This window comes from Catellatospora sichuanensis (assembly GCF_007483665.1).
In the GTDB taxonomy this organism is placed as follows: Bacteria; Actinomycetota; Actinomycetes; order Mycobacteriales; family Micromonosporaceae; genus Catellatospora; species Catellatospora sichuanensis.
In genome coordinates, this window is the sequence record NZ_VIQO01000025.1 from 34000 (window position 1) to 50623 (window position 16624).

17 protein-coding genes are annotated in these 16624 nt (G+C 71.1%); 3 read left to right on the forward strand and 14 right to left on the reverse strand.

Annotated features, from left to right (window positions below):
* Nucleotides 1-47 precede the first annotated feature (47 nt).
* From FLL47_RS30850 to FLL47_RS30860, 3 genes are read right to left on the reverse strand one after another with little or no spacing between them, the layout of a single operon-like run.
* Nucleotides 48-1304, reverse strand: a complete 1257-nt coding sequence (locus FLL47_RS30850; protein WP_144125492.1) for an ABC transporter substrate-binding protein — start codon at nucleotides 1302-1304, stop codon at nucleotides 48-50.
* 30 nt (nucleotides 1305-1334) lie between these two features.
* Nucleotides 1335-2027, reverse strand: a complete 693-nt coding sequence (locus tag FLL47_RS30855) for an ABC transporter ATP-binding protein (protein ID WP_144125495.1) — start codon at nucleotides 2025-2027, stop codon at nucleotides 1335-1337.
* On the reverse strand, nucleotides 2011-2799 hold the full coding sequence (locus tag FLL47_RS30860) for an ABC transporter ATP-binding protein (RefSeq protein ID WP_144125498.1): 789 nt from the start codon (nucleotides 2797-2799) through the stop codon (nucleotides 2011-2013). The genes FLL47_RS30855 and FLL47_RS30860 overlap by 17 nt, the downstream gene beginning before the upstream one ends.
* Before the next feature lie 212 nt (nucleotides 2800-3011).
* Here FLL47_RS30860 and FLL47_RS30865 point away from each other — a divergent pair, with 212 nt between their 5' ends.
* Nucleotides 3012-3788, forward strand: a complete 777-nt coding sequence (locus FLL47_RS30865; protein WP_144125501.1) for a VOC family protein — start codon at nucleotides 3012-3014, stop codon at nucleotides 3786-3788.
* 199 nt (nucleotides 3789-3987) lie between these two features.
* Here FLL47_RS30865 and FLL47_RS30870 read toward each other — a convergent pair whose 3' ends face one another.
* The 4 genes from FLL47_RS30870 to FLL47_RS30885 all read right to left on the reverse strand — a co-directional run bounded on the left by FLL47_RS30870 (nucleotide 3988) and on the right by FLL47_RS30885 (nucleotide 7343).
* Nucleotides 3988-4302, reverse strand: coding sequence for a 4a-hydroxytetrahydrobiopterin dehydratase (locus tag FLL47_RS30870; protein ID WP_144125504.1), 315 nt, complete (start codon nucleotides 4300-4302; stop codon nucleotides 3988-3990).
* Nucleotides 4303-4474: 172 nt separating this feature from the next.
* Nucleotides 4475-5227, reverse strand: coding sequence for a YebC/PmpR family DNA-binding transcriptional regulator (locus tag FLL47_RS30875; protein ID WP_144125507.1), 753 nt, complete (start codon nucleotides 5225-5227; stop codon nucleotides 4475-4477).
* A 39-nt stretch (nucleotides 5228-5266) separates the two neighbouring features.
* Entirely contained in the window at nucleotides 5267-5896 is a 630-nt protein-coding gene (gene pdxT / locus FLL47_RS30880) for a pyridoxal 5'-phosphate synthase glutaminase subunit PdxT (protein WP_120320051.1), read from the reverse strand.
* Nucleotides 5897-5912: 16 nt separating this feature from the next.
* Nucleotides 5913-7343 (reverse strand): trans-sulfuration enzyme family protein, encoded by a 1431-nt coding sequence (locus FLL47_RS30885; RefSeq protein WP_144125510.1) that lies wholly within the window; start codon nucleotides 7341-7343, stop codon nucleotides 5913-5915.
* Between the two features lie 60 nt (nucleotides 7344-7403).
* Here FLL47_RS30885 and FLL47_RS30890 point away from each other — a divergent pair, with 60 nt between their 5' ends.
* Nucleotides 7404-7874 (forward strand): Lrp/AsnC family transcriptional regulator, encoded by a 471-nt coding sequence (locus FLL47_RS30890; RefSeq protein WP_144125512.1) that lies wholly within the window; start codon nucleotides 7404-7406, stop codon nucleotides 7872-7874.
* Nucleotides 7875-8025: 151 nt separating this feature from the next.
* Here the strand turns inward: FLL47_RS30890 and pdxS are convergent, their stop codons facing one another.
* From pdxS to pgsA, 5 genes are all read right to left on the reverse strand, one after another.
* Complete coding sequence (pdxS, locus tag FLL47_RS30895) at nucleotides 8026-8934, reverse strand: pyridoxal 5'-phosphate synthase lyase subunit PdxS (RefSeq protein ID WP_144125515.1); 909 nt, start codon at nucleotides 8932-8934, stop codon at nucleotides 8026-8028.
* A gap of 215 nt (nucleotides 8935-9149) precedes the next feature.
* Nucleotides 9150-9641 (reverse strand): hypothetical protein, encoded by a 492-nt coding sequence (locus tag FLL47_RS30900; RefSeq protein WP_186316005.1) that lies wholly within the window; start codon nucleotides 9639-9641, stop codon nucleotides 9150-9152.
* Between the two features lie 32 nt (nucleotides 9642-9673).
* Complete coding sequence (locus FLL47_RS30905) at nucleotides 9674-10828, reverse strand: glycosyltransferase family 4 protein (protein ID WP_144125521.1); 1155 nt, start codon at nucleotides 10826-10828, stop codon at nucleotides 9674-9676.
* A 1-nt stretch (nucleotide 10829) separates the two neighbouring features.
* Nucleotides 10830-11759 carry a phosphatidylinositol mannoside acyltransferase gene (locus FLL47_RS30910; protein WP_144125981.1) on the reverse strand — a complete coding sequence of 310 codons (930 nt, stop codon included), beginning with the start codon at nucleotides 11757-11759 and terminating at the stop codon, nucleotides 10830-10832.
* A gap of 85 nt (nucleotides 11760-11844) precedes the next feature.
* Nucleotides 11845-12465 carry a phosphatidylinositol phosphate synthase gene (gene pgsA, locus FLL47_RS30915; RefSeq protein ID WP_144125524.1) on the reverse strand — a complete coding sequence of 207 codons (621 nt, stop codon included), beginning with the start codon at nucleotides 12463-12465 and terminating at the stop codon, nucleotides 11845-11847.
* A 137-nt stretch (nucleotides 12466-12602) separates the two neighbouring features.
* On the opposite strand from pgsA, the gene FLL47_RS30920 reads away from it, so the two are divergent.
* Entirely contained in the window at nucleotides 12603-14765 is a 2163-nt protein-coding gene (locus FLL47_RS30920) for an elongation factor G-like protein EF-G2 (protein WP_144125527.1), read from the forward strand.
* A gap of 150 nt (nucleotides 14766-14915) precedes the next feature.
* Here FLL47_RS30920 and FLL47_RS30925 read toward each other — a convergent pair whose 3' ends face one another.
* Together FLL47_RS30925 and FLL47_RS30930 are read right to left on the reverse strand one after the other, a co-directional pair.
* Nucleotides 14916-15707, reverse strand: a complete 792-nt coding sequence (locus tag FLL47_RS30925; RefSeq protein ID WP_246158893.1) for a polysaccharide deacetylase family protein — start codon at nucleotides 15705-15707, stop codon at nucleotides 14916-14918.
* 167 nt (nucleotides 15708-15874) lie between these two features.
* A complete protein-coding gene (locus FLL47_RS30930) occupies nucleotides 15875-16582 on the reverse strand; it encodes a VOC family protein (protein WP_144125530.1) in 708 nt (235 codons plus the stop codon).
* Between the last annotated feature and the right edge of the window lie 42 nt (nucleotides 16583-16624).

The window sequence follows — 16624 nt, forward strand, 5'->3', positions numbered from 1 at the left end:
CCTTCCACAACACATAGCGATGTGAAGGTGCCCTTCCTTTCACAAGGTCAGGAGAGTTTGCAGTCGGGGCTGGGGGTGCGGAAGGCCTCGGCGGCGGGGATGGTGCGTAGGACCTTCACGTAGTCCCACTCCTCGGTGACCTCGGCGGGGGTCTTGACCTGGGCCAGGTAGGCGTCGTGCACGACGCGGTGGTCCTCGGCGCGGATCTTGCCGTTGCGCAGGAAGACGTCCGAGACGGTCTTGCCTTCGAGGTGCTTGACCACGGCGTCGGAGCCGTCGGTGCCGGTGGCCTGCACGGCCTCCAGGTACTGCAGCGCCGCGGAGTAGTTGGCGGCGTGGGCGAAGGTGGGACGGACGCCGGCGACGGTCTTGAACCGGTCCGCGAAGGTGCGGTTGGTGAGGTCGTAGTTCCAGTACCAGGCGTCGGTGTAGGTGGTGCCGGCCAGCGCGGCGGGGGTCAGCGAGTGGATGTCGGTGAGGAACATCAGGCCGACCGCCAGGCTCACGCCCTTGTCCCGCAGCTTGAACTCGTTGTACTGCTTGACCAGCGCGACCAGCTCCGCACCGGCCTGCATGGTGCCCAGCACGTCCGGCTTCGGGTTCAGCGTCGGGGCCTTGAGCAGGTACGTCGAGAAGTCACCGCTGGTGTTCGGGAACGGCGCCGCGTCCCGGCTCACGATCTTGCCGCCAGCCGCTTCGACCGCCGCGGAGAAGCTCTTCTCCATGTCCTGGCCGAACGCGTAGTCCGGGTACACGATGTACCAGTTCTTCTTCCCCTCCTCGGTGGTGTTGCGGCCGGTGCCGTTGGCCAGCATGTACGTGTCGTAGGCGTAGTGGAACGTGTACTTGTTGCAGGACTTGCCGGTCAGGTCGGTGGTCGCGGCGGAGATGTTGAAGTAGAGCTTCTTCTTCTCCTTGGCCACGTCGGCGACCTTCAGTGCGGCCGACGAGGTCGGCACGTCCAGGATCACGTCGACGGCCTTGCGGTCGTAGAGTTCGGCAGCCTTGGCGTTGGCCACATCCGGTTTGTTCTGGTGGTCGGCGGTCTCCACGCCGAACTCCTTGACCACGGCCTTGTCGCCGTACTTCTCCTTGTAGTCGGCGATCGCCAGCTCGACCGCCTTGATCGAGTTCTTGCCGGACAGCTGTGAGTAGGCGCCGGACTGGTCGTTGAGCACGCCGAACACGACCTTGCCGTCGGACAGCCCGCCACCGGCGGCATCGGACTTCGGGCCGCCCCCGCCGCAGGCCGTGGCCAGCAGTGTGGTGGAACACAACATCACAAAAACCGCTCTGGTACGCATGACGTCTCCCTGGGGTGTGGGTGGTGCCTTTCAGATGCCGAGGTAGGCCAGCAGGTCCTTCTCGCGCGCGGCGACCTCGGTGTTATCCAGCGACTCCACGACGCGGCCCTCCGCCAGCAGGTGATGGCGGTCGGCGACAGTGGTGGCGAAGTGCAGGTTCTGCTCCACCAGCAGCACGGCCACCCCGTGCTGCTTGGCCTGCCGCAGGATGTCGCCGACCTGCGCGACCAGCAGCGGGCTCAGGCCCTCGGTGGGCTCGTCGCACAGCAGCAGCCGCGCGCCCATGCGCAGCACCCGGGCCAGCGCGAGCATCTGCTGCTCGCCGCCCGACAGCGTGGTCGACGGGGCGTTACGGCGGGCGTGCAGGTGCGGGAACGCGTCGTACACCTGCTCCAGCGACCACGGCGACGGGCCGACCACCGGCGGCAGCGACAGCGTCTCGGCGACGGTCAGCGTGGCGTAGCAGCCGCGGTCGTCGGGCACCCAGCCCAGCCCGGCCCTGGCCCGCCGGTGCGCGGGCTGCCCGGCCAGCGATCTCCCGTCCAGCTCGACGGTGCCGCGCTGGCCCTGGTGCAGGCCCATCACGCAGCGCAGCAGCGTGGTCTTGCCGGCGCCGTTGCGCCCGCACAGGGTCACCACCTCGCCCGCAGCGATCTCCAGGCTCACCCCGCGCAGCACCTGCGCCTCGCCGTACCAGGCGGACAGTTCATGAATGCGCAGCACGGACGGCTCCCTCACCCAGGTAGGCGGTGATCACGCGTTCGTCCGCGCGCACCTCGTCGTACGGGCCCTCCACCAGCACCCGGCCGGACTGCAGCACGGTGACCCGGTCGGCCAGCGCGCCGACCACGGACATGTTGTGTTCCACCATGACCACGGTCCGACCTGCACGGATGGCGGCGATCAGGGCCACCGTGCGGTCCACGTCCTCCAGGCCCATGCCCGCCGTCGGCTCGTCCAGCAGCAGCACCGACGGCTCCAGGGCCAGTGCCAGCGCGAGTTCCAGGGCCCGCTTGCGGCCGTACGCGAGCGCGTCGGCCGTCGTGCCCGCCAGGTCGGCCAGCCCGACCATGTCCAGCAGCTCCATGGCCCGCGGGGTGTAGCGGCGCATCAACTTCGCCGAACGCCAGAACTTCCAGCCCAGCGACGATCCGCTCTGCAGCGCCAGCTCGACGTGTTCCAACGCCGTGAGCTGGCCGAACAGGCTGGTGATCTGGAAGGAGCGGGCCACGCCGCGGCGGGCGAAACCCTCCGGGGCCAGGCCCGTGACGTCCACGCCGGCCACCTCGATGCGGCCTGCCGTCGGCGGCGCAAAGCCGGTGAGCAGGTTGAACAGTGTGGTCTTGCCGGCTCCGTTGGGCCCGACCAGTGCATGCACGCTGCCCGCCGCCACGGCGAGGTCGACGCCGTCGACCGCACGGAAGCCGCGGAACTCCTTGATCAGCCCACGAGCCTGTAAAGCCGGGTGCTGACCTGCAGCTCCATCTGTGCCCATCTGCTGCTCCTTGGGATGCTTCGTGCCACGTGACCCGGGTCACTGCGAATGCCCGGGAAACGTATGACTCACCAAGCGGCAACAGCCATGTAACGCGTCCACACAATCGACACGTCGACGATGTGCGATTCGCGCGGTTCCGCTCCGCTCGTCTGCCACCATCGGATGAAGCGGACAAACCGGTCCGTCGTACGAAACAGAGGGGTATCGGCATGGCCAACGCACCCGGCGTTCCCACCTGGGTCGACCTGAGCACCACCGATCTGAAGAGCGCCACGGAGTTCTACACCCAGCTGTTCGACTGGGACGCCGAGGTCACACCCGAACCCGAGGCGGGCGGATACACGACATACCTGATCGACGGCAAGCAGGTGGCGGGCGCGGGCCCGATCCAGGGCGAGAGCCAGCCACCGATGTGGACGACGTACGTCGAGACCTCCGACGCGGCGGCCACCGCCGCCAAGGTCGTCGAGTTCGGCGGCAGTGTCCTGCTGGAACCGTTCGACGTGCTGGGATACGGCCAGATGGCGGTCTTCCTGGACCAGGCCGGGGCGATGTTCGCGGTGTGGCAGCCCGGCACCCACGGCGGCGGCGAGATCTTCCGCAGGCCCGGCACGCTGGCCTGGAACGAGCTCACCACCCGCGACCCGGAGGGCTCGAAGATCTTCTACGGCAGCGTGTTCGGCTGGAAGCCGCAGGACATGCCGCTCGGGCCGGTCATCTATACCGAGTTCCAGCTGGACGGGGCCTGCATCGGCGGCATGATGCCGATGGAGGGCGACACCTGGCCCGAGGACCTGCCGCCGCACTGGATGGTGTATTTCCACGTCGCCGACTGCGACGCCGCCGCCGCCCGCGCCCAGGAACTCGGCGGCACCGTCTCCATCCCGCCCACCGACATCCCACCCGGCCGCTTCGCCGTCCTGGCCGACCCCCAGGGCGCCTTCTTCTCGATCATCAAAGTCATCCCCGAACGCCTCGCCGACTGAAAGCGAGGAAGGGCACCTTCTTGACGCGCCGCGTCAAGAAGGTGCCCTTCCTCGCTATCTCCCCCGCCATGACCTGGGCGACCGCAAGCCGTGAGCCGTGAGCCGTGAGCCGCGCCTGCAGTTTCGGGGAGACTGCACGAATGGTCGCGCTCGATCCTGCAGTTTCCCCGAAACTGCAGGACGCAGGCACGCACGCCGATCAGTGGTTAGCGGGCTGGTCTGCGGTGGCGTCGGTGACGATGTCGTCGATCATGCGCGCGAGCCGCAGATCCAGGTCGGTGAGACCGCCGGCCGCGTGGGTGCAGCAGGTGAACGTGAGGTGGCGATAGCGGATGTCGATGTCCGGATGATGATCCATGCTCTCCGCCGCCTCGCCCACCTTGGCCACCACGGCCAGCGCGGCGGGGAAGCTGGGCAGCTTCACGGTGCGGGTGATGCCGTGCACGTCGCCGGTCCAGCCGCGCAGGGCGGCCAGGCCCTGCTCCAGCTCACCGGGGTTGAGGACTTCGACCATAGAGACCATGATGCCCAGAATTCGCCCTCTGTCACCCGAATAGCGGAAAGAAGACCGGCCCGGACGCGCAGATCGCCCGACCTGCCTGGCAACCGGGCGTATCCGGATTCAAGATACGCACAGGTGCCCGGCAGGTCGGGCGATCAAAACGCCGGGTCGGACCCGGCCGCCATCAGGCCTCGATCTTCTCGATGATCTCGTCGGAGATGTCGAAGTTCGCGAAGACGTCCTGGACGTCGTCGCAGTCGTCGAGCACGTCGATCAGCTTGAGCACCTTGCGGGCGCCGTCCTCGTCCAGCGCCACCTGGACGCTGGGTACGAAGGTCGACTCGGCCGACTCGTACTCGATCCCGGCGGCCTGCAGCGCGTTGCGGACCCCGAGCAGGTCCCCCGCCTCGCTGATGACCTCGAACGACTCGCCGAGGTCGTTGCACTCCTCCGCGCCGGCGTCGAGCACCGCGCCGAGCACGTCGTCCTCGGTCAGGCCGTTCTTCGGCACGATGACCTGGCCCTTGCGGGAGAACATGTACGACACCGAACCGGCGTCGGCCAGGTTGCCGCCGTTGCGGGTCAGTGCGGTGCGCACCTCGGTCGCGGCGCGGTTGCGGTTGTCGGTGAGGCACTCGATCAGGATCGCCACGCCGTTGGGGCCGTAGCCCTCGTACATGATGGTCTGCCAGTCGGCCCCGCCGGCCTCCAGGCCGGAGCCCCGCTTGAGTGCCCGGTCGATGTTGTCGTTGGGGACCGAGTTCTTCTTGGCCTTCTGGACCGCGTCGAACAGCGTCGGGTTGCCCGCCGGATCCGCACCACCGGTGCGCGCCGCCACCTCGATGTTCTTGATGAGGCGGGCGAACAGCTTGCCCCGCTTGGCGTCGATCGCCGCCTTCTTGTGCTTGGTCGTCGCCCACTTTGAGTGGCCGGACATCAGATCCTCCGTCAGCGCGCTGGTGAAGACTCCCCCGGGTCAGGAGGCCTGGTCACGCACCATGTCGACGAAGAGACGGTGCACCCGCAGATCCCCGGTGAGCTCCGGGTGGAACGAGGTGGCCAGCAGGTTGCCCTGCCGGACCGCGACCATCCTACCGGTGGCGGGGCCTGCGGTGACCCGGCCCAGCACCTCGACATCGCCGGTGACCGACTCGACCCACGGCGCGCGGATGAAGATCGCGTGTACCGGCTCGCCCTCGACGCCCGCGATGTCGACCGGGGCCTCGAAGGAGTCGACCTGGCGGCCGAAGGCGTTGCGGCGCACCGTCATGCCGATGCCGCCGAACGTCTTCTGGTCGGGCCGCCCGTCGAGCACCTCGTCGGCGAGCATGATCATGCCGGCGCACGATCCGTACGCCGGCATGCCTTCGGCGAGTCGCTTGCGCACGGGCTCGTACACCTCGAACGCGAGCGCCAGCTTGCTCATGGTGGTGGACTCGCCGCCCGGGATGACCAGGGCGTCGATCTCGGCGACCTCCTCGGGGCGGCGCACCGGCCGACCGATCACGTCGCACTCGGCCAGCGCGGCCAGGTGCTCGCGCACGTCACCCTGCAGCGCTAGTACGCCGATGACGAGGTCTGGCACGGGTCCTCCCAAGAAGATCATCCACTGTAGGTCGAGTCTATGCCGGAACGGGTGCGCTCCCGTTCACGGCCTGCGCCGATGTGGCGGACACCGCGCCGAAGGCGTTCGCCTCGGGCTCGGGCACCGCGATGACCGGCGCGGCGAGCATCGCCGCCTGCGCTCCGGAGCGGTCCGCACCGAAGACGCCGCCGACCGACATGACCTCGGCCGCTGACTCCGCCGGGACGGCCGCGGGCGAGGTCGGAACGGTCGCGGGCCCGGCCGGGACGGCCACGGGGGCCGTGACCGAGACCGTGGCGCGGGCCGCGGCCGTCAGCGCCTGGTCCAGGTCTGCCCACAGGTCGTCGGGGTCTTCCAGGCCGACCGACATGCGCAGCAGGTTCGGGGTGATGCCGCCGGTCTGCTTGCCCTCGGCGTCGACGAGCCGGTGCGTGAGCAGGGCCGGGTGCTCGATCAGCGAATCGACCGAACCGAGGCTGACCGCCGGGGTGATCAGGCGCAGCGCGGCGACGACGGCCGCCGCGTCGCCGGAGGTCTCGAACGCGATCATCGCGCCGGGGCCGCGCATCTGCCGGCCGACCAGCCCGCGCGGGTCGCTGCCGGGCAGGCCCGGGTAGTGCACCTTGCTGATCCCGCGGTGCACCGACAGGCGTACGGCCAGGGTGGCGGCGGTGGCCTGCGCGGCACGTACCCGCAGCGGCAGCGTGGCCAGGCCGCGGTGCAGCAGGTAGCCGGCCAGCGGGTGCAGCACGGCGCCGGTGAGGATGCGCACCTGGCGCAGGGCGCCGGCGCGCTGCTCGGCGCAGGCGACCACACCGCCGAGCACGTCGCCGTGCCCGCCGAGGTACTTCGTGCCGGAGTGCACCACGTAGGACGCGCCCAGCTTGGCCGGGTTCTGCAGCACCGGGGTGGCGAAGGTGTTGTCGACCAGCACCGGCACGTCACCGGCCTGGATGCAGACGGTGGTGATGTCGACCAGGCCCAGGGTCGGGTTGCCCGGGGTCTCGACGACGACCAGGCCGGTGTCGGGGCGGATCGCGCCCGCGACCTCGTCCTGGTCGACCCAGGTCACGGCCAGGCCGAGCAGGCCGATGGAGAGCAGGTGGTCGGTGCCGCCGTAGAGGGGGCGCACGGCGACCACGTGCCGGCGGTCGGTCATCAGGCAGGCGGCCTGCAGCACCGCGGTGATCGCGGCCATGCCGGAGGCGAACGAGACGGCGGCCTCGGTGCCCTCGAGCTCGGCGAGCGCCTGCTCGAAGCGGGCCGTGGTCGGGTTGTAGAGCCGCTGGTAGACCGGGGTCGCGGCGGTGGCCGCGCCGTCGGCGAACGCGCCAAGGGCCGCACCGGCGGCGACCTGGTCGTGCATCGGGTACGTGGTGGAGAAGTCCAGCGGGAGCGCGTGCACACCGAGCTCGGCGAGGTCAGCGCGGCCCGCGTGCACGGCGCGGGTGTCGACGGCGTAGGTCATGGGCGTGATCTTCGGGCCTTCTTCGGCCCTGGTAAACAGGTTCCGAATACTCTTCGGGGCATGGCCGAAAACACCGTGCTTGATGCGATCGACGCGGCGATCCTGCGCGAGTTGCAGAACGATGCGCGGATCTCGAACAAGGATCTGGCGGCACGCGTCAATGTCGCGGCCTCGACCTGCCTGGAGCGGGTCCGGGCGCTGCAGCGCCGCGGGGTGCTGGCGGGCTTCCACGCCGACGCCGACCCGGCCGCGCTGGGCCGCCCGCTGCAGGCGTACATCGCGGTACGGGTACGCCCGCACAACCGCGACGTGGTGGAGCCGTTCATCCGCTTCGTGCTGGACCTGCCCGAGACGATCGCGCTGAGCCACATCGCGGGCGCCGACGACTTCCTGGTCCACGTCGCCGTTCGCGACGCCGCCCACCTGCAGCGACTGCTCCTGGACGGCTTCACGTCCCGCCGTGAGGTCGCCCACCTGGAAACCCAGCTGATCTTCTCCCACATCCGCAAGTGGGACATCGGGCCGATGTGAGCCCGGAACGCGAAGATCGCCGTCTCCGGTCGGAGCCTGCGGGGTGACCCGAGGTTCCGACCCGAAACGGCGATCTTGGCACTGACCGCGGCGGCGGAAGCCGACGCGATATGCGACCGGCCGCGCGGATGGGGCGCGGCCGGTCACGGGTTCACCAGCCGCGCTCGGCCAGGCGGTGCGGCTGCGGGATCTCGTCGACGTTGATGCCGACCATGGCCTCGCCCAGGCCGCGGGAGACCTTGGCGAGCACGTCCGGGTCGTCGTAGAACGTGGTGGCCTTCACAATCGCCTCGGCGCGCTGCGCCGGGTTGCCCGACTTGAAGATGCCCGAACCCACGAAGACGCCCTCGGCCCCGAGCTGCATCATCATCGCGGCGTCGGCCGGGGTGGCGATGCCGCCCGCGGTGAACAGCACGACCGGCAGCTTGCCGGTCTCGGCGATCTCCTTGACCAGCTCGTACGGCGCCTGCAGCTCCTTGGCCGCGACGTACAGCTCGTCGGCCGGCAGCGAGGCCAGCTTCTTGATCTCGCCACGGATCTTGCGCATGTGGGTGGTGGCGTTGGACACGTCACCGGTGCCGGCCTCGCCCTTGGAGCGGATCATCGCCGCACCCTCGGTGATCCGGCGCAGCGCCTCGCCCAGGTTGGTCGCGCCGCAGACGAAGGGCACGGTGAACTGCCACTTGTCGATGTGGTTGGCGTAGTCGGCCGGGGTCAGCACCTCGGACTCGTCGACGTAGTCGACGCCGAGCGCCTGCAGCACCTGGGCCTCGACGAAGTGGCCGATGCGGGCCTTGGCCATGACCGGGATCGAGACGGCGTTGATGATGCCGTCGATCATGTCGGGGTCGCTCATGCGGGACACGCCGCCCTGGGCCCGGATGTCGGCGGGCACGCGCTCCAGCGCCATGACGGCGACGGCGCCCGCGTCCTCGGCGATCTTCGCCTGCTCCGCGTTGACGACGTCCATGATCACGCCGCCCTTGAGCATCTCGGCCATGCCGCGCTTCACGCGGGCGGTGCCGGTCACCGGTACGTTCACAGACTCGGTTGCAGACATGATGTGGCGCTTCTCCTGACACACGGGATCTCGAGGACCGCGGAGGAGGGCCGCCTTCGGTCGCACAAGGCGGCGGCAGGCTCCGCTGGCCTGAATTCTACGCGGGACGGAGCAGGCCACCCGACGGCCAATCAGCACTCTGTGGCCCGGCCTGTGACCTGAGTCACAGGTGTGACCTGCGACAACTCAGTGGAGGCCGCAAATGTACCCGAACCTCAGACAGCGCTCAAGGTCGGGTCGTCGATGTCGAAGTACGACGGGCGGGTGTGCTTGCGGTTGAGCCGGAGCAGCCGCACCAGCGGCCGCTCGCGGGCACCCAGCGCGGCGCGGACCAGGTCGGTGTGCATCTGGCGGGCCAGCGCGACGCGGCGGCTGGCCGCGATCACGGCCGCCCCGTTCGGCTCCTGCGGGTCGAGGGCCTGTTTGCGCAGCATCCGGGTGAGGTCGTTCTCCGAGGCCTCCCGGTCGTCCTCCCGGGCGTCCAGTGCGGCCCGGGCGGCGGCGTACAGGTCAGCGCCCGCCGGATCGCCGACCAGCTCGGTCTCGGCCAACACCGCGGCGGCAGCCGCACGGCGCACCAGTTGGGAGTCCAGCGCCCGACCCGCCGAGGCGGCACGCAGGTGCAGGCGGTCCACCCGTCCCGCCGTCCAGGTGACATACGACGCGATCACGACCACCAAGGCCACCACGCCGATCACCCAACCCATGCCGGGCATCGTAGTGGTGCGCTGTTACGGCCTCACCACTGCGCGGGGGGATCGGCTCCGCTGACCGTCTCGCCGAGCGCCTCTATGGCGCTGTTGTAGACCTCCAGCACCCGTGCGGCGACCACCGGCCAGTCGTACGCGGCGACCACCCGCTCGGCGTGCTCGGCCAGCTCACGGCGGCGCTCGCCGTCGTCGAGCAGGGCGGTGACGGCCTCACCCAGCGACGTGGCGTCCCCGTTCGGGAACAGCGCGCCCGCCCGGCCGCCGTCCAGCACCCGGCGGAACGCGTCCAGGTCGGTGGCGACCACGGGCGCGCCCGCCGCCATCGCCTCGGTGAGGATCATGCCGAACGACTCCCCGCCGGTGTTCGGCGCGATGTAGAGGTCGACGCTGCGCAGCATGCGCGCCTTGTCCTCCTCCGACACCTTGCCCAGGAACGTGGTGCGCTCGGCCACCACCGGCGGCAGGTCCACCTCGTCGAGGTCACCGGGGCCGGCCAGCAGCAGCCGCAGGCCGGGACGCTGCGGCATCACCTCGGCCAGTGCGCGGGCGAGGATGTCGAAGCCCTTGCGGGGCTCGGTGAAGCGGCCCAGGAAACCCACGGTTCCGCCGTACCCGGGCCGGCACTCCCCCGGCCAGCCCGGCAGCGGCTGCGCGTCGGCGAAGTGCGCCACCGAGACGCCGTTCGGGATCTCCACCGCGCCGCCGTCCAGGTGCTCCACCTGCACCCGGCGGGCCAGCTCGCTGACCGCGATACGGCCGGTGATGCGCTCCAGCACCACCCGCGCCACCGGCGCGCCGGCCGCCAGCGCCCGCGATCGGGTGATCGCGGTGTGGAACGTCGCCACCACCGGGCCGCGCGCCGACATCACCGCCAGCAGCGACAGGCTCGGCGTGAGCGGCTCGTGCACGTGCAGCACGTCGAAGTCGCCCTGGTGCAGCCAGCGGCGCACCCGGGCGGCCGAGATCGGACCGAAGTTGAGCCGGGCCACCGAGCCGTTGTAGGGCACCGGCACGGCCCGCCCGGCGGCCACCACGTACGGCGGCAGCGGCTGGTCGTCGTCGGCGGGCGCGAGCACGCTGACCTCGTGCCCCATCGCGATCAGCGTCTCGGCGAGGTCGCGCACGTGGAACTGCACGCCGCCCGGCACGTCCATCGAGTACGGGCAGACGATTCCGATCCGCACGTCACTCCTCGGGGTCGGTGGCGCCCGCGGCCGACGTGGCGCGGGCGGCCGCCGGGTCGCCCGCGGGCGGCTCGGTCAGCCACAGCTTCTGCAGCATGTGCCAGTCGGCCGGGTGCGCCGCGATGCCGCGGGCCATCCCGTCGGCGACCTGCTGGGTGAGCAACCGGACCCGCACGTCCAGCGGGCCGGCCGCGGCGTCGGGCACCGGCAGCGGGCCGACCACCCGGCCACAGCCCGCGTCCGGCTCGTACCACATGTCCACCACGAACAGCGGCGCGCCGGTGCGCAGCGCCAGCATCGCCGGACCGGCCGGCATGCGGGTGCGCCCGCCGAAGAACTCCACCTCGACGCCGCGCGCGGACAGGTCGCGGTCGGCCAGCAGCGGCACGATGTGCGCCTGCCCGAGGGCCTGGACCAGCGCGTCGATCGGCGAGCCCGGCCCGCCCGCGGTCGGGATGATGCGCATCCCGAGCTGCTCGCGGTACTCCAGGAACCGGCGGTACAGGCCCTCCGGCTTGAGCCGCTCGGCGACCGTGGTCAGCGGCACCCCGTGCGCGGTGACCACCGCCCCGGCCGCGTCCCAGTTGCCGGCGTGCGGCAACGCGACGATCGCGCCCGTGCCCGCCTCGTGCGCCTGGATCAGCTTCTCCACGCCGTGCAGCCGGAACCCCGTACGCAGCTGCGCCTTCGACTTCGACGGCAGCCGGAACGCCTCCAGCCAGTAGCGCGCGTACGAGCGCACCGCGTCGCGGACCAGCTCGTCGGACGGGTCGTGCCCCAGTACGTTTCTCAGGTTGCGGGCCAGCCGCTGCACGCCCGGACCCCGCTTGGCGGCCGCCCGGTCCGCGCCGGCCCGGAACAGCGCCGACGCCGCGGACTCGGGTAGGGCGCGGACCAGCCGCCACCCGGCCGCGTAGCCGAACTCGACCATCCGCTCCTTGCCGCTCACGCCTTCTCCTCGCTGCGCTCGTCGGCGGCGCGAGTCCTTGCCCACATGATTCGCTCGCCCTGCTCGCTCATACGGCGTCCCCGGCCGACTCGTGTTTGTGGACGTGCCACATGCGCTGCCAGACGGTGAACACCGAACCGGCCGCGAGCAGCCACAGCGACGCGGGCAGGCCCCAGGACAGGCCGAAGCCGGTCAGCAGCGCGCCGACGCCGACGATGATCAGGCGCTCCGCGCGCTCGACGAGGCCGACGTGGCAGGACATGCCCAGCCCCTCGGCCCGCGCCTTGACGTAGGACACGATCTGCCCGGTGACCAGGCAGATCAGCGCGGCGGCCAGGGAGGCCCTGTCGCCCGTGCCCGCGTACCACCACGCGATGGCCGCGAAGATCGCGCCGTCGGCGACCCGGTCCATGGTCGAGTCCAGCAGCGCGCCGTACCGGCTGGCGCTGCCGCGGGCGCGGGCCATCGCCCCGTCCATGACGTCGGTGAGGCCGCACACTAAGATGATCACCACGGCGGCGATCCAGTGGCCGCGCGCCGCGAAACCGAACGCGCCCACCAGGACGCCCAGGGTGCCCACCACGGTCACCGCGTTCGGGCTGACACCCGCTCGCAACAGGGCCCGGCTGAGGGGATCGAGCAGGCGGGCCGTGCCGGCCTTGCCCACCACGCTGAGGATCTTCGCCATGATGGCGCTAACGATAGCGGTGGCCCCCGGCACGCTCGACGGCGGCGACACGCTGACGCCGGGCTTGTGTCCGTACGCCCGATGGGTGTGGGATCGGAAACAATGCAGTAACCGACACGGCTACAGGAGGCGGACAGATGGCGCGCGGCGACAAGGAGAAGGTCTCACAGGCTCCGGCGCAGGTCGCCGAGCAGCCGTCAGACGTGCGCAACGTGGTGGTGGTGGGGCACGCCGGCAGCGGTAAGACGACGCTGGTCGAGGCGCTGCTCGCCGCCACGCAGACGATCAGCCGGGCGGGCACGGTCATCGAGGGCACCACGGTCACCGACCACGATCCGGCCGCGGTGAAGCAGCAGCGCTCCGTCGCGCTGGCCTGCGCCCCGCTCACCCACCAGGGCGTGAAGGTCAACCTGCTGGACACCCCCGGCTACGCCGACTTCGTGGGCGAGCTGCGGGCGGGCCTGCGCGCCGCCGACGCGGCCCTGTTCGTGGTCAGCGCCTGGGACGGCATGGACGCCGCCACGGCCACCCTCTGGGAGGAATGCGCCGCGGTCGGCATGCCACGCGCCGTGGCGATCACCCGGCTGGACCACCCGAGGGCCGACTTCGACGAGGCCCTCGCTTTGTGCCAGCGGGTGTTCGGCGAGGAGGTGCAGCCGCTCTACCTGCCCATGCACGGCGACGACGGCCAGTCCGTGGAGGGCCTGATCGGCCTGATCTCGCAGCAGGTGTACGACTACTCCGGCGGCTACCCGCCCCAGGTACGCCAGCCCGACGCCGAGCATCTGCCGGCGATCGAGGAGTCCCGCGGCGAGCTGATCGAGGGCATCATCGCCGAGAGCGAGGACGAGACCCTGATGGACCGGTACCTCGCCGGCGAGGCCATCGACTCCCAGGTGCTCATCGACGACCTGGAGAAGGCCGTCGCCCGCGGCCACTTCCACCCGGCGGTGCCGGTGTGCGCGGAGACCGGCGTCGGCCTGGACGCGCTGCTGGAGCTGCTGACCCGGGCCTTCCCGACGCCGCTGGAGCACCCGCTGCCCGCCGTCACCACCGTCGACGGCTCCCCGCGCGACGCCCTCGAATGCGACCCGAACGGCCCGCTGGTGGCCGAGGTGGTCAAGACGACCATCGACCCGTACGTGGGCCGGGTGAGCCTGGTCCGGGTCTTCTCCGGCACGCTGCGTCCGGACACCCCGGTGCACATCAGCGGCCACGGCCTGGCCGAGCGCGGCCACCCCGACCACGACGCCGACGAGCGCGTCCTGCACGTCTACTCCCCGCTCGGCGCGAACCTGCGTGAGGTCGCCAAGTGCGTGGCCGGCGACATCTGCGCGGTCACCAAGTCGAGCGCCGCGGAGACCGGCGACACCATCTCCGGCAAGGACAAGCCGCTGCTGATGGCCCCGTGGCTGATGCCCGAGCCGCTGCTCCCGGTCGCCGTGGTGCCCAAGACCCGCTCCGACGAGGACGCGCTGGCCAAGAACCTGGCCAAGCTCGTCGCGGGCGACCCGACGCTGCGCCTGGAGCGCAACCCGGAGACCCACCAGCTGGTGCTGTGGTGCATGGGCGAGGCGCACGCCGACGTGGTGCTGGACCGGCTGCGCGCGGGCGGCGTCGAGCTGTCCACGGAGCCCGCGAAGGTGGCGCTGCGGGAGGCGTTCGCCGCCCCGGCCAGCGGGCAGGGCCGCCACGTCAAGCAGTCCGGCGGGCACGGCCAGTACGCCGTCTGCGCGATCCAGCTGGAGCCGCTGCCCCGGGGCACCGGCATCGAGTTCGTCGACAAGATCGTGGGCGGCGCCATCCCGCACAACTACATCCCCAGTGTCGAGAAGGGGGTACGCGCGCAGGCCGAGAAGGGCATCGTGGCCGGCTACCCCGTGGTCGACTTCCGGGTGACCCTGGTCGACGGCAAGGCGCACAGCGTCGACTCCTCCGATGCGGCGTTCCAGACGGCGGGCAGCATGGCCCTCAAGGACGCCGCAGAGAAGGCGCAGGTCACCCTGCTGGAGCCGGTCGACGAGGTGGTCATCACGGTGCCCGACTCGGCGGTCGGCGCGGTGATGAGCGACCTGTCCGGACGGCGCGGCCGCGTGCTGGGCTCGGAGTCCGACCCGGCAGGCGGCGAGCGCACCCAGGTCCGCGCCGAGGTGCCCGCCATCGAGCTGCTGCGCTACCTGGTGGACCTGCGTTCGATGACGGCGGGCGCGGGCACCTTCACCCGCGAGTTCGCCCGCTACGAGCCCATGCCCGGCCACCTCGCCGACCAGGCCCGCAAGGAGCACTCCCCCACCCGTTGACCCGGCTGCCCCGCCGCGTCGCCCGCCAACCTGCACTTTTGATAGACATTGGCCTATCTCATCGAGTTTTCGTAGATCGAACTCGATGAGATAGGCCAACGTCTATGAGAAACGGGCGGGGCGGCTGCCTCCCACCGGGACCGGGAGCGGTCAGGTGGTGGCGGGGCGGCCGGCGGCGAGCAGTTCGGACACGGTGACCAGTTCGTAGCCGCGTGCCCGCAGCTCGGTGACGATGCCCTTGATGTTGTCGATGCAGACCAGGCGGTCGTCGGGGCCGGTGTCGTGGGCCAGGATCACCGCGCCCGGGCGGGCCTGCTCGGCGGTGTCGGCGACGATGCCGCCGGGGCTGTCCACGAACAGGTTCTCGCGCATCCGCTGTGACCACATGACGACGTCGTAGCCGAACTCCTCGGCGACGGTCAGCGTGGTGCCGGCGAGGTGGCCCCACGGGGGGCGCAGCAGCGTCGGGACCCGCCCGACGTGCTCGACGATGGCGTCGTGACAGCGGCGCAGCTGGTCGCGTACGCCCTTCTCGTCGCGCTGGGCCAGGTCCTTGTGCGACCAGGTGTGGTTGCCGACCTCGTGGCGGGCGTAGCGCCCCTTCACCAGGGCGGCGTTGCGCATCAGCCGCTCACCGACCACGAAGAAGGTCGCCTTGGCGTCGAGCTCGTCGAGGGCGTCGAGCACCCGGGGCGTCCAGTCCGGCTCCGGGCCGTCGTCGAAGGTCAGCGCGATCAGCGGCCGGTCGGTGGTGACGTGCCACAGCACCCGCACCGCGCCGCCGTGCCAGCCCAGCTCGTTGCCGGCGGGGGCGTATCCGCCGTCGAGGGGCAGCCGGTCCGGTCCGAACCAGGCGCGCACCTTGGGCGCGGCCACCGCGGCGGCCGCACCGACGCCGCCCGCGGCCAGCAGGCGCACCATCTCGCGCCGAGAAACCATCATGGACCCCCGTCCCCCGTCACACCGCGTCGAGGAACCGGGCGGTGCGGGCGTGCCGTCTACGCCGATGGTGACGTGTGAGGACCCCTCCCAGGTTCCCTTTGCACGATCACGTCACACTGCGTGACGGTGTCGGGCAGCCCGCGCACCGGGCGCGGGCTGCCCGAGCGTCACCAGATCAGGCAGAACGGGTGGCCGGCGGGGTCGGCGTACACCCGCCAGTTGTCGCCGCCGCCGGTCAGGCGGGTGGCGCCGAGGGCGAGCGCCTGCACCTCCGCCGCCTCGACGTCGGACACCTCCACGTCCAGATGGAACTGCTGGGGGTGTGCCGGATCGGGCCACTGCGGGGCCTGGAAGTCGGCGATCTCCTGGAAGATCACCGGCAGCCGTCCGTCGGCGGAGATCATCGCACCGCCCTCGCCCTCCCAGGTGACCGGCAGGCCGAGCAGTTCGCTGTAGAAGCGGGCGAGCGGCCCGGCGGAGGCGCAGTCGATCGCCACGTCGGCGACGGTGGTGCCGTCGACCTCGCCCTGGCAGAGGCAGAACGGGTGGCCGGCCGGGTCGGCCAGCACGGTGAAGGTCTCGCCGCCGCCGGGCAGGCGGGTCGCGCCGAGCGTGACCGCGCGCTCGACGGCCGCGGCCATGTCCGGCACCCGCAGGTCGAGGTGCATCTGCTGCGGGTATGCCGGGTCCGGCCAGCGCGGCGGCACATGGTCCGGAGCCTGCTGGAAGCCGAGGCGGGTGCCGTCGGCCGCCTTGAGGGTGATCCAGTCGTCGTCGGCGTAGAGCTCGTCCAGCCCGGCCAGCTCCGCGTAGAAGGCGGCCAGGCCCTTGATGTCGGGCGCGTCGAGCACGACGGTCTTCAGAGTGCCAATCATGGCAGCCATCCTTCCGCGTGGGTCTGACAGCAGCCCGATACC